A 13726-nucleotide genomic window follows, 5' to 3' on the forward strand; every position below is an offset into this window, starting at 1 on the left:
TTTACCGATCTGTTTTTCTGACAAAACTTTATCAACATTTTCCATAAAAGTAATGAAAAATAATAAATTGAATTTAAATTAAGGTTAAATTAATCCGGCAGATACCCAAATCTCCCCATGTTGTAATCTTCGAAAGCCTGCATGATTTCTTCCCTGGAGTTCATCACAAACGGGCCGTGTGCATAGATCGGCTCGTCAAGAGGCATGCCGCTTATGATCAGGATAATGCTGTCTTCCTGTGCGCTGACGGTAAAATTTTCGCCATCATTTCTGAATAAAACCAAATGGTTAACCGCTGCTTTCTGTTCATTAACAGTGATGCTGCCTTCGATCACCAGCGCAGCCGTATTGAAACCGGAAGGAAAGCTGAACGCTGCTTTTCCGTCCTTCTTAAGTCTGGCATTCATCACATGAACAGGGCTGAAGGTGGAGGCAGGCCCTTTCTGATCTTTATATGTCCCGGCAATAATTTCAATGTGGCCGTTTTCGCCAAGGTCAACATTGGTCATATCACTGTTCCGGATGGCCTGGTATTTCGGGCAGCTCATTTTGTATACGGACGGAAGATTGATCCACAGCTGAACCATCTGGAAGATCCCGCCGGTCTTTGCCCATTCTTTTTCATGATATTCTTTATGGAGCACGCCTTTCGCCGCCGTCATCCATTGTACGTCTCCTTCCCCGATGATCCCGCCGCCGCCCGCGCTGTCGTGGTGCTGCACCTTTCCCTGATAGGCTATCGTTACGGTTTCAAAACCACGGTGCGGATGTACCCCTACACCCCGCGGCTGTTCGGTACCATTGAAATGAAACTTCGAATTGTAGTCGAGCATGATGAAAGGATCCATTCTTTTCATATCCATCCCCGGAATCCCCGGAATGAAGTTGTGAACTCTGAAGCCGTCACCCACAAAATGCGCCGGCCTGGGAGAGACGATCTTTTCTACTGTTTTGGTTGCCATAATATTGTTGGTATTATAAAGCAAAGGTAAATCAAGTAAAAAACGGGTGCATTGATCTGTGGTAATATCGGGAAGGATATTTTTTACGAAAGGTCATGCGTAAAGCTTTCAAAAATAACTTCGATTTTTCGCTACGGAAAAAACTCGAGCAGATATTTATTTTAACCTGAATCTGGTGTAACTATACTATCCAAATATCAATAGAAATGGGCTTTAGCCCATTTACCCTATATCGGATCATGATTGGCTTTAGCCGAAACCTACCATAAATTTAGGTTAAAGCCCGACGCAATTGGTAAGTATAACATGAATTTCAGTCAGCTAACTCTATTTTTATGTCGAATTCACATTATTAAAAAGATGTCGGGAGATGTTCTTTAATTGTAAAGGCAGATTCGAAACATGTCAGTATATATTTAATATGTATCATTATACGCTTAATGCGTATTTCTATATATTTAATACGTATAATTCTATACTTAATACGTATAATTCTACGCTTAATGCGTATTATTATATATTTAATGTATATTTTTCTACGTTTTAAGTATATCAATATACGTTTAAGATATATAAGTATATATATTAGATGTATAATACCGGTCCGGGACATCTCCGGCCTGTTGTTTTTATGTTTTATTCAGTTAAATAACCCTTGGGTGACTTTAAAAAGACCGGTACTGACAGAATCTGCCAGGTCATCCTGCATTAGTCTCTAAAGTTTTATTTAATTTTTGATTTAAATAAAATCTGCCTATCGGTAGACACTGTTTGAATTTGATCTGATCATATTTAGGATTTCTGCTTAATGTTGCTTCATCTCCATAAACTAAGTTTATTCTTAAATAGTAATAGGAAGAAATCTTTAGATTCAACGTAGTCAAATTCACTTTATTGAGCGGAGAAAAATTAAGAAATTAAAGCTAAATTCCTTAATGTTAAAATATATGCACTGACATATCAATCTCCTTGGCAAAGCTTATTTCTATGGAACGGTTTTATTTAACCTGAAAAATTCTACTAAAATCATAAGACATCCCGCTATGATTCTTTGGATTTCATATTTTTCCCGTCCGAAATATGGAGCCTGCGGAAAACAAAACCTGAAATGATGGTGAGGATCCCGATGGTCAGAAATGTATAACGGAAGGCATTGTGGGGTTCACCGTGGATAAGGTCGGTGTTTTCGAAAATCTTTAAAACAATCAGTCCGAATGCAATCCCGAATCCGATCGCCAGTTGCTGGTTGACGGAAAGAAGGGAGTTTCCGCTGCTGGTCTGGAAATTACGCAGGTCGGCAATGGAAATGGTGTTCATCGAGGTAAACTGGATGGAGTTGAAGAATCCGAGTACGGCAATGATCGGCACAAACCAGTACAGGGAAGTGTGGATATCGGGAATGGCCAGCAAACAGATCAGGGTCCCTATAATAAAGGTGTTGGTCATGAGGGTCTGACGGTATCCGAATTTATCTAAGATCTTGATAACATACGATTTCCCAAAGATGGCGGTGAGGGCCATCGGTGCAATGATCCATCCGGAAGTAACGGCCGATTGTTTGTAGGCGATCTGGATCATAAGCGGTAATAATAAAGGAACGGAACTGATCCCGAGCCTTGTCGCAAGGTTTCCTACGATTCCTACACGGAAGGTTCTTACCTGGAAAAGATTCAAAGGGAAAATAGGACTTTCATCTCTTTTGGCATGACGGTAATAGTAATACATAAAAAGGAAGCCGAGAATGAAAACCACGAGCACCGGGGTGGTATTCTGAAGATCTCCGAACAGCTCCAGCGAAACGGAAAGCAGGAGGGAAGCCGCGGCAAAAATCAGGAACCCCTTAAGGTCGAAATCGACATCCGCCGATTTGTAATTCGGCATAAACTTTAAACCCAGCGTAATTCCCACAAGACCGATCGGAATGTTGATCAGGAAGATCCAGTGCCAGGAAAGGTAATCGACCATATAACCTCCGACCAGGGGCCCCAAAACAGGTCCGATGAGCGCGGGGATAATGGCGAAGTTCATGGCTTTGAGCAGTTCGTTTTTATCAAATGTTTTGATGAGGGCCAGTTTTCCGACCGGCGTCATCAGGCTGCCTCCGATTCCCTGAAGCACCCTCGAAATAACGAGGTGGGTAAGGTTTTGGGATATGGCGCAGAATAAAGATCCGAGGCTGAACAATACAATAGAGGCGATGAATACTTTTTTTGTTCCGAACCGGTCGGCCAGGAAACCGCTCGCCGGCATGAAGACGGCTAAGGTGAGCACGTAGCTGATGATGGCATTCTGCATATTGAGCGGCGATTCCTTCAGGTCGCGGGCTATTGCCGGCAGGGAAGTATTGAGGATGGTAGAATCGAGCATCTGCATGAAGATGGCCGTCGCCAGGATGAGCGGTAATATTTTTTTTATCGAATTAGGTTGTGAGACTACTTCTGACATTTTTGATTGTTACTGGAAGTCAATGCCCAGATTTATTTGGTTGAAAAATAGAATGATGTTATGGAATAGCAATATTTGTTCCTTTGGGGAAGAATTTAAAAACTTTGTGCGGTGCGGCGTGACAGGGATAAACCGGCTGGTCGTTGTGGACAAAGAAAAAGTCCTGCGAAATTTTCGCAGGACTTTCAGATTATTTTCTTGGTTTTTCAACCCCTTTCCACTCGTCGCCGGCTTTTCTGTACTGGCTCAGTTCGAAAGTTTTGAAATCCTTTGTTTTATACTCGATGTTGTCTGTATTTTGCTCAAACGGCATGATGTAGTAATAGTCGGCATCTGTTCTGTCTGTCTTAGTTCCTTTTTTTACGGAAGGAACATACTTTGAGAATTTATAGCTCGGAAGATACTGTTTCAGTCTTGCATAGAAAGCTTTGTTTTCTTTTTCTTCAGGAATGATGTCTACAATATTGAAAGAATCTTTCTTTTTGTCGATCCACAGGTAATAGGTTTTTTCTTCGCCGGTATTTCTGTTTACCGAGTTGAAAGCGAAAAGTTCTTTCGGTACCAGTTCCTTGATTTTTTCTGCATCGATCTTGGTGTAGTATTGTCCTTTTGAAGGGTCTACATACGTTTCCAGGTTGTACATCAACACAGAATTGTTTTCAAGATTTTTGTTTTTGAAATACTGGTTCAAAGATAATTCTGCGGTTTCTCTCAGTTCTTTTCCTCTCGCATCCAGTTTTTTAGTAGGATTCTGAGGGTTTACTTTTTTTACGAATTCGTATAAAACTTTAGGTTTTATATCTTTAAGGTGAGGGTATGTTTTCAGCTGCTCGGCTTTTACCAGCCAATAGTATTGTTGATAAAAGTCGTCTTTTTCAGCATCCTTCACACTTTTATACACCATTGCAAGTTTTTTGGAGCTAAGATATTTGCCATATTTTCCCTGCCCGAAAGCCAAAGTCATGGATAATAAAGCAAATAAGAGAGTAATGTTTCTTCTCATTTTTTTATAATTGATTTTTCGTTTTCCAAATATAATTATTTATTAGATAATATATTTGATTAACGGTTAAATTCTGACAATATTATTAAGGTAAATTCAAAAGAAAATCCTGTATTGCTACAGGATTGATAAATATTTAAAATTCAGGCGGAAGAAAATGAACACAATTTATGATTGATCAAGTCAGGATTGGTATGATGTGAATGGTCAATTCCTGCGGGTGAATTCGCTACGCTTGTCAATTTTAATTTGTCTGAAGTTCATCATTCTTTCTTTGTCGATAGTAAATTTTTTTTTGCAGTTTCAAATTCACTTGCGTAGCAAAATTGAGTCGCAAAGCGAAATTCACTATTCACCTTTCCCAGCGAATGGTCAATTCCTGCGGGTGAATTCGCTACGCTTGTCAATTTTAATTTGTCTGAAGTTCACCATTCGTTCTTTGTCAATAGTAATTTTTTTTTGCAGTTTCAAATTCACCTGTGTAACAAAATTGAGTCGCAAAGCGAAATTCACTATTCACTTGCGCAGCAAAATTCACCATTGACCATTGATCATTCACCTCTACGCTTCGCCGTAAGACGTTTCATGTACCTTTACCGCTCTTCCGCTTGGGTCGTTCATGTTTTTAAAGGCTTCGTCCCATTCCAGGGCGACCGGGGTGGAGCAGGCTACGGAAGGTACGGAAGGTACGGTAGCGGCGGCCGTTTCGCTTGGAAAAAGTTCCTCGAAGATGGTTCGGTAGCGATATTCTTCTTTATTCTGCGGGGTGTTCAAAGGAAATCTGAATCTGGCATGGGCCATCATTTCATCGGTGACTTCTTTTTCGGCGACTTCTTTTAAAGTGTCGATCCAGGAATAGCCAACCCCGTCTGAAAACTGTTCTTTTTGTCTCCAGGCAATAGATTCGGGAAGAATATCTTCGAAAGCTTTTCGCAGTACCCATTTTTCTATTTTCCCTTTCTTTACGTTGACCATTTTGTCTTTAGGATTGATGGTCATGGCAATATCCATAAATTCTTTATCTAAAAATGGTACCCGGCCTTCAATTCCCCAGCTCATGAGGGCTTTATTGGCTCTCAGGCAGTCATAGAGATGGAGCTTGCTTAATTTTCTTACGGTCTCATCATGGAATTCCTTAGCATTTGGCGCTTTGTGGAAGTACAGGTAGCCTCCGAACAACTCATCGGATCCTTCGCCGGAAAGGACCATTTTAATTCCCATGGATTTAATAACCCTGGCCAAAAGATACATCGGCGTAGAAGCTCGGACGGTTGTGACATCGTAGGTTTCCAGGTGATAAATCACATCCCGGATGGCATCAAGCCCTTCCTGGACGGTGAAGTTAACTTCGTGATGCACGGATCCTATGTATTCTGCCGCTTTCTGAGCTGCCGCAAGATCCGGCGATCCGACAAGTCCTACCGCAAAGCTATGCAAGCGTGGGTACCAGGCTTCCTGGGTGTCGCCGCTTTCCACTCTTTGTCTGGCAAATTTTGCGGTTACCGCTGAAATTACAGAAGAATCCAGTCCTCCGGAAAGCAGTACACCGTACGGAACATCGCTCATCAGCTGCCTGTGAACGGCGTCTTCAAGACCTTTCCGTAATGTATCGATATCGGTTTCGTTGTCTTTTACCGAGTCATAGTTTTCCCAGTCTCTTTTGTACCATTGCTGAAGTTCGTTGCCGTCTTTGCTGTACACAAGATGGCCGGGTAAAAATGTTTCGATCTTTTTGCAGACTCCTTCGAGTGCTTTCAGCTCGGAAGCGATATAGTAATTACCATTCTTGTCCCAACCCTGGTAGAGCGGGCAAATTCCCATGTGATCGCGGGCGATGAGGTAGATGTCATTTTCGGTATCATAAAGAGAGAAGGCGAAGATGCCGTTCAGTTTTTCCAGGAAATCTTTGCCGTGTTTACTGTAGAGGGCTAAGATCACTTCACAGTCAGACTGTGTCTGAAATTCATAATCAGGAAATTCTTCCTTTAATTCTCTGTGGTTATAAATTTCACCGTTCACGGCGAGTACTACTTTTCCGTCTTTGGTAAAAAGCGGCTGTTTTCCTGACGTAGGATCTACGATAGCGAGCCTCTCATGGGAGAACACCACTTTTTCATCCTGAAATACGCCACTCCAGTCCGGGCCTCTGTGGCGGATTTTCTTTGACATTTCAAGGATCTGAGGTCTTAATATTTCAGTTTTCTGTTTGGCATCAAACAAGCATACAATTCCACACATTTTTTTATCATTTAATTTGAAACAAAAATATAAGTGTGGTTTATAATAAACAATAAAAAAAATCATTTAGTTTATATTTTTAACTAAATAATATTATTTAAAGAAAAATTTTAATTATAAATGAAAATCAATAGGATTTTAGTTAAATTTTTTCACCGGGTTAATGTATGATTCATATACAAAATAAAAATTTAATAATCATTAATATATGATAAGTTATTACCGGAAATTTTATCCTTACTTTGTTGCTCGAAATAATTTTTTTTCATCATTTGTGTTTTTACCTTCTTGCAGATCCAATTTGCAAGAAGGTTTTTTTATTCAGTACCCAGCAGAACTCCTGAAACATTCCATGAACTGAAACTTGTACCTTCAGTAGGTCCCTGAGGGATTTTCACCTGAATGCTGTGTTTTCCTGCTTTAAGATCTCCAAGCGGGATAAAATCGGGATTGGTTACGGTTCCCGGGCACCAGTTGGATCTGCTGAGGTCTGAGGAGGAAAGGCCATCGGGGAAGTTTCCTGAAGCCGGGTTGTACAATCGGTACGATCCGCAGTCGGTTCTCCACGGAACAAATGAGAAGGCTGTTTTTCCGTCCAAGAAAATCGAATTCAGTTTCGGGACAAACTCATCGCCGTTCTCCCAGCCGCCGTGGCCGGTAGTGGTGTATCTCAATTGTGCATTTTTAAGATCTTTTTTCAACGTAAACTCTACAAGCAGCCCTTTGTCTTTATTAAACATCGTTGAATATTCCTGATCTGCCATTTCCATAATATTCAGCGTGTTAAATAATGGAATAACCGTATTGTGTTTGTAAATGGCCTGATCGCTTTTATGAATGGTGATTTCCAGGCTTACTTTGTGTCCGCCTTTATCATAATTCCCGATAAATGCGCCTATCCAAAGTTCCTTTTCGCTCAGCGAAGGTTTCAGTTCCGTAATATCCTGGCGGTACGGACTTACCATTTGCCAGGTTTTATCCTTTAACTGAAGATTGTTGAATTCATTGATTCCGAATGCGGTAAAGAAGCGCATCATTTCAACGGCAGGACTGTAATTTTCCGTTGCTGTGACTCCGAAATACTGTTTTCCGTTTCCGTTATCGTATACGGGGAGTGTTTTTACGCCTTGTTCAAGCCCATTCAGGAAAGATTCTTTTTTGTCCTGAGGAATAAAAAATACCGTTCCTGTTCGGTCGTAAGCGTCACCATTGGACTGCTGTTTTAATTCAACAAAAATATTTTCTCCCTGTGAAATTTTAGGGAATTTAATTTTTTTAAGGATCACTGTTCCTTTAGCGAATCCTCTTACTTCCTTGCCGGATACCGATTCGTCTGAAAAATTGATGATTTCATTTTCAAACACTTTTAAAGTGGTAAACCTGCTTTTCCAGACAAGATCTTTATAGCCCAGCGGATCGGTAGAAGTAATATGGGCGTTTAGAATTTTGTCCATATCGGTTTTTTTTACCTTTTTGATTGAGGTGGCTGTAATCAGGCTGTTTTTATTTCTTTCAATTTCGAGGACAAATCCCAGGCTTTGCCCCAGTACTGAAGGCCCACCCTGAATTTTAAGGTCATTGGTATACCAAATTTCAATAGTATTGGAATTGATCTTGGTGATTGCCTTTTTACATACATATCCTAAGATCTTTTTTGTTTCGCTGGTGAATTCAAAGGTTTGTTTGCCAACAGATGCCGAATCGGATGTTGAAATTGTTTCGCCCGGTTTTAAAAAGGCGTAAGAAATGACGGTGTTGGAGGGTTTCTCAATTTTAGTTATTTCAAAAGGATATTCTTCTTTTTGGTTCCTGATTTTTGTGTTTAGGATAAAATTTTCCTTTTCGTCGGCCCAGACCAGAGTGAGGGGCTGCTCTGTATTTGTTTTTCCGTTGTATGAGCTTACGTACTGAACTTCATAAATTTGTGCGAAAGTAAATAGGGATAAAAAGATAAAAAAAATGAGTGAAATTCTCTGATACATATTGGTTGATGGTTTTCACAAAGATATATTTTAATATCAGTTCCTTGCACTATGAGTTTTTAAAAGTAGGTTTAGATCTTAATTAAAAAAAACTACCCTGCGTGGCAGAGTAGTTTCTATATTGTTGTTGAGGTTGTCTGTTTTTAGGAAAGTCTTTCAATCAGAGCCATGTAAAAACCGTCGTATCCTTCGCTCGGCATTACTTTTTCATCCTTGATCATTTTGAAATTCGGATTGTTTTTCAGAAATTCTTCTACCTGTCCGTTGTTTTCGGAAGGAAGAATTGAGCATGTTGCATAGACCATTTTTCCTCCTACTTTAAGCATTTTGGAATAATCCTGGAGAATCTGCTGCTGCTCTCCCTTGATCCTGTCGATGAAATCCTGGTTGATTTTCCACTTGCTGTCCGGGTTTCTCTTTAAAACACCCAATCCTGAACATGGGGCATCGATCAGAAGGCGGTCTGCTTTATCGTGAAGCCTTTTGATAACTTTATTATCGGAAATCAGGCGGGTTTCGATGTTGTGGGCTCCGGCTCTTTTGGCGCGGCGTTTCAGTTCGGCCAGTTTCCATTCGAAAATATCCAAAGCGATAATCTGACCTTTATTCTGCATGAGCGCGGCTAAGTGAAGCGTTTTTCCGCCGGCTCCGGCGCAGGCATCCACCACCCTCTGTCCTTCTTTTACATCCAGAAAATACCCGATTTTCTGCGAAGAAGCATCCTGGACTTCGAACAAGCCTTCTTTAAAAGCGGTTGTAAGGAATACATTTTTTTTCTCCTCCAGCTGAATAGCATCAGGATAGTTCCTGATCGGATACGAAACCACATTCTCATCCGAAAGGTCGGAAATCAGTTCTTTGGTTGTCGTTCTCAGGGAATTTGCTCTCAGAACGGTTGGTGCCTGTTCATTCAGAGCCTGCATTTCCTTTTCCCATTTCGGGCCCAGTTCTTTTTCAAGGGTTTCCGCCAGCCATTCCGGGATGGAATATTCGATGGCTTTGGTCGGAACGGTTCCTTTTTTAAGCTTGGTCAGGATATCGGCGATCTTGATGCCGTCGAATTCCTCAAATTTTTTATAATTGGTTTTGCTCCAGAGAAGATAAGCGATGATTAATTTATAAACGTTGTTGGGTTTTACGCCTTCCCCCATATAATATTCCAGGCGTTTTTTCCACCGGATAATGTTGTAGAAAATCTCTGAAACAACAGCTCTGTCCTGGCTTCCCCATTTTTTATTCGCCTTCAGAAGTCTTTCGATTACTTTATCGGCGTATTTATTTTTCTCGAAAAACGTTTCCTGCAAAGCATCGTGAATTCCGATGGCCAGGTTTCTGTGTATCAATTCCATAAAATTGGGTTCTGCTATTTTGAATCTGCAAAAATACGAATTAAAGTTGATAATTCTAAATTCAAAGTTTCAGGTAATTAAATCTGACTTCCATCATGCTGCTGCCGGCTTTCATCACAATTTTTAAAATCTTACCTTTGCAAAAAAATTAATACATATGAGTGATCCTGTACTTTGTCCGAAATGTGGCTCAGAGTTTACTTATCCGAGCGATAATATGATGGTGTGTTCCCAATGCTTTTACGAGTGGAACCCGGAAGAAACGGCTGCCGAAGCATCTGCTTCAGGAAAGATTTTAGATTCAAACGGAAACGAACTTCAGGATGGGGATTCTGTGGTAGTGGTGAAAGATCTTCCGGTAAAAGGAGCACCGAAGCCGGTAAAAGCCGGAACAAAAGTGAAAAATATCCGCCTGCGTCCGGACAGCGACCACAATATCGACTGTAAAATTGATGGTTTCGGGGCAATGGCCCTGAAGTCGGAATTTGTGAAAAAGGCATAAAAAAAGGAAAGAGTTGGACAGTGTAATCTTTCAAAAAACTAGATTGCAGAACTGCTAATTTTCGTTTTAGGAGGCAGAAAGAGAATTAACCAAAAATTTCCTTATGCTGTGGAAATACAAATGTAAGAAAAACTTTTAAACGAGATTCCTGCATTTGTATTTTTTTTATACACATTTCCACAATAAGTAGTGGATAATGTGTGATTTATATTTTTAGAGAACGTCTGTTAATTTTCAGGCAAGCGTTTTCAGGAGATATTGCCCGCTTTCGTGATCCGCCATTTTTAATTAATCGGGACATGCCGTTCAATAGGATTTAAGATTTAGTTATTAGGTAAATATTCAATTCTAAATAAATGAAACCCTGACTTTATTTCCGATTTTGTGGTCTGTGTAAATTATCAGTTCTTTATTGTTTACCATTACTTTGTTCCAGTAATAATTTCCGGCAAACCGGCTCTCAAGAATTTCAGCTTCCATACCATTTTCCGATATTTTTATTTCTGTGGGGTAATATGAAAATTTACGAAGAGCAAAACCTGCCATTTCGGTATCGCTGAAAATATTTACTTCACCAAAAAGCTTTGCTACATAAGGATTGTAAGGATTTTTGAAGGTTTCTTCGGGCGTGTCGTTCTGAATTAATCTTCCGTCCTGAAGCACAACAATCTGATCCAGCCAGGGAATAACATCCTGAAGTTCGTGCGTAGAAATAATCAAGGAAATATTCTGCTGCCTGACATACCGGAACAGCTTTTCACGCAGCTCGATCTTTCTCGGAAAATCAAGGTTGCTGAAGGGTTCATCCAGAATAAGCAGCTTTGGAAGTACGGAAAGTGCTCTGGCAATGGCGACCCTTTGCTGCTGTCCGCCACTGAGATATTTGGGAAGTACATTCGCAAACTCTTCGAGCCCTACGACTTCCAGCAGTTCTGAAACGGTTTCTTTTTTCTTTTTTAAATTGATATTGGAAATAAACTTTCCCACGTTTTCGGCCACGGTGGCATAGGGCATCAGGTCGAAATTCTGGGCCACAAATTTCATGCGGGATTCTCCGGGAACGAGATTCCCTTTCGGGCCGAGGAGCTTTTCGCCGTCAAAAATAATATCACCACGCTGCCAGTCGAGTAATCCGTAGACCAGGCTGAGCAACGTCGACTTTCCGCAGCCGCTTTCCCCTGCAAGTGCAATGATTTTGCCTTCTTCAAACCTCAGGTTAAGGTTCTCAAATAAAGGTTTTTCTTTCGAATATGAAAAGTATAAATTGTTTATTTCTAATAGCATATTACAAATGTAATGAATTGAAATGTTTCTAGGAAAGAACCGATTTTTTTATTATTTTAGCAGAAGTAATAAAATTTTTAAAATTATGAAAAGAAAGCTATTTTCGATAGTTTTTTCTGTGTTTTTAGGAGCATTGGTCGTGATTTCCTGTAAAAAGGAAAAGCCTGTTTCCGGACAAAATGATGAAGCTGTCGCTTCTAAAGAGGGTGTACAATATACAGTAGATACTTTAAACAGCAAGGTAGAGTGGAAGGGATATAAAATTTTTAAATCTGAAAATACAAGCCACTTCGGAACCATCAAATTTGAAAGCGGTGACGTTACGGTGAAGGACTCAAAGCTGGAAAGCGGAAAGTTTGTAGCGGATATGACTTCCCTTACTTCTGAAGATCTTAAGAGTAATGCTTCCCAACTGGAAAAATTAAATACTCATCTTAAAAGCAATGATTTTTTTGAAGTAGAGAAGTTTCCAACGGCCTCGTTTGAGATCACAAAAGTGACTCCTTCTGCTGAAGGTGATTACAATACTATTCTGGATGGGAATTTAACCATAAAAGGAATTACTAAACCCACTCAGTTCAAAGCCAATGTTTCCGTGAAAGACGGCGTAGTAAGTATTGCCACGGAACCTAAAGATATCAGCAGGGAAGAATTTGGTGTCGCTTTCCAGAGTCCTGTTGAAAACGGAGTGATTAAGGATGAAATCACCATTCAGATCAATGTGAAAGCTTTAGAGAAAAAATAATTTTTTTATTTAAGTGAAATAAGTGATTGGAATCTGCTTCCCGATGGGGCAGATTTTTTTTAACAGTTTAAGGAAAAATATTTCACTGAAAAACCGTATTTTTGCAAAACATTTTGAAAGGGTAAAACAATGATAGAAAAGATAGAAGAGTTACTTGTTGAGGTAAACAGCTTCAATGCCACATCAAAAGAGGAGATCGAAAACTTCCGGATCAAGTACAATGGAAAAAAAGGAATTCTGAACGATTTTTTTGAAAAATTTAAAGAAGTTCCGAATGACCAGAAGAAAGATTTCGGGCAGAAGATCAATACCTTGAAACAGGCGGTTAATGTAAAACTGGAGGACCTGAAAAATGCTTCAGCATCTTCTGTTGTGGTTGAAAAAGAAGATCTTACAAGACCTGCGTTTCCTTTGGAACTGGGCTCAAGACACCCTATCAACCTCGTGAAAAACAGGATTATCGAGATTTTTAAATCCATTGGTTTTGCCGTAGCAGACGGTCCGGAAATTGAAGATGACTGGCACAACTTTACGGCGCTGAACCTTCCGGAATATCATCCGGCAAGAGACATGCAGGATACCTTTTTCATCGAGCAGAACCCGGATATTCTCCTGAGAACACATACCTCTTCGGTACAGATCCGTTATATGGAGGAAAACCAGCCGCCGATCAGGATTCTTTCTCCGGGAAGAGTATTCAGAAATGAGGCAGTATCTTCACGTTCGCATTGTATTTTCCATCAGATCGAAGGTTTATATATTGATGAAAATGTAAGTTTTGCCGATTTAAAGCAGACCATCCAGTTTTTTACAACGGAGCTTTTCGGAAAGTCTAAGATAAGATTGCGCCCTTCGTATTTTCCTTTTACGGAACCGAGTGCAGAAATCGATGTTTACTGGGGGTTAAACTCTGAAACAGATTACAGAATTACGAAAGGAACCGGATGGCTCGAAATTATGGGCTGTGGAATGGTAGATCCGGCAGTTTTAAAAAATGTAAATATAGACCCTGAAAAATACTCGGGATATGCGTTCGGAATGGGAATTGAAAGAATCGTAATGCTTCTTTACCAGATGAGCGACATCAGAATGTTTTTTGAAAATGATATCAGAACACTGGAACAGTTTAAAAGTCTCTGATTATTGAATATAATAGACAAAATTTTAGAAAATCCTGTAAATTATTTTACGGGATTTTTTATTAATTTTACAATCT

General features: G+C 40.1%; 10 protein-coding genes. 3 read left to right on the forward strand and 7 right to left on the reverse strand.

The window, feature by feature from the left end; genetic code table 11:
- Positions 1–89: 89 nt before the first annotated feature.
- The 6 genes from AC0N32_RS13745 to AC0N32_RS13770 all read right to left on the reverse strand — a co-directional run bounded on the left by AC0N32_RS13745 (position 90) and on the right by AC0N32_RS13770 (position 9979).
- Entirely contained in the window at positions 90–962 is an 873-nt protein-coding gene (locus tag AC0N32_RS13745) for a pirin family protein (protein WP_476394420.1), read from the reverse strand.
- Positions 963–2003: 1041 nt separating this feature from the next.
- Positions 2004–3407, reverse strand: coding sequence for an MFS transporter (locus AC0N32_RS13750; RefSeq protein WP_476394421.1), 1404 nt, complete (start codon positions 3405–3407; stop codon positions 2004–2006).
- A 190-nt stretch (positions 3408–3597) separates the two neighbouring features.
- Positions 3598–4410, reverse strand: a complete 813-nt coding sequence (locus AC0N32_RS13755) for a hypothetical protein (protein WP_476394422.1) — start codon at positions 4408–4410, stop codon at positions 3598–3600.
- Between the two features lie 561 nt (positions 4411–4971).
- Positions 4972–6648, reverse strand: coding sequence for an asparagine synthase B (asnB, locus tag AC0N32_RS13760; protein ID WP_476394423.1), 1677 nt, complete (start codon positions 6646–6648; stop codon positions 4972–4974).
- Between the two features lie 317 nt (positions 6649–6965).
- Positions 6966–8630 carry a GLPGLI family protein gene (locus AC0N32_RS13765; RefSeq protein WP_476394424.1) on the reverse strand — a complete coding sequence of 555 codons (1665 nt, stop codon included), beginning with the start codon at positions 8628–8630 and terminating at the stop codon, positions 6966–6968.
- A gap of 143 nt (positions 8631–8773) precedes the next feature.
- The gene (locus AC0N32_RS13770) at positions 8774–9979 is read right to left on the reverse strand and encodes an RsmB/NOP family class I SAM-dependent RNA methyltransferase (protein WP_476394425.1); all 1206 of its coding nucleotides are present in this window, start codon (positions 9977–9979) and stop codon (positions 8774–8776) included.
- 157 nt (positions 9980–10136) lie between these two features.
- Here AC0N32_RS13770 and AC0N32_RS13775 point away from each other — a divergent pair, with 157 nt between their 5' ends.
- Complete coding sequence (locus tag AC0N32_RS13775; protein ID WP_476394426.1) at positions 10137–10481, forward strand: zinc ribbon domain-containing protein YjdM; 345 nt, start codon at positions 10137–10139, stop codon at positions 10479–10481.
- 348 nt (positions 10482–10829) lie between these two features.
- On the opposite strand, the gene AC0N32_RS13780 is transcribed toward AC0N32_RS13775, so the two are convergent.
- The gene (locus tag AC0N32_RS13780; RefSeq protein ID WP_476394427.1) at positions 10830–11765 is read right to left on the reverse strand and encodes a sulfate/molybdate ABC transporter ATP-binding protein; all 936 of its coding nucleotides are present in this window, start codon (positions 11763–11765) and stop codon (positions 10830–10832) included.
- Positions 11766–11850: 85 nt separating this feature from the next.
- Between AC0N32_RS13780 and AC0N32_RS13785 the strand changes: the two genes are divergently transcribed.
- Together AC0N32_RS13785 and pheS are read left to right on the forward strand one after the other, a co-directional pair.
- Entirely contained in the window at positions 11851–12510 is a 660-nt protein-coding gene (locus AC0N32_RS13785; protein WP_476394428.1) for a YceI family protein, read from the forward strand.
- A gap of 129 nt (positions 12511–12639) precedes the next feature.
- The gene (gene pheS / locus AC0N32_RS13790) at positions 12640–13650 is read left to right on the forward strand and encodes a phenylalanine--tRNA ligase subunit alpha (RefSeq protein WP_476394429.1); all 1011 of its coding nucleotides are present in this window, start codon (positions 12640–12642) and stop codon (positions 13648–13650) included.
- Positions 13651–13726 lie beyond the last annotated feature (76 nt).

It is taken from the genome of Chryseobacterium endophyticum, from assembly GCF_056333165.1.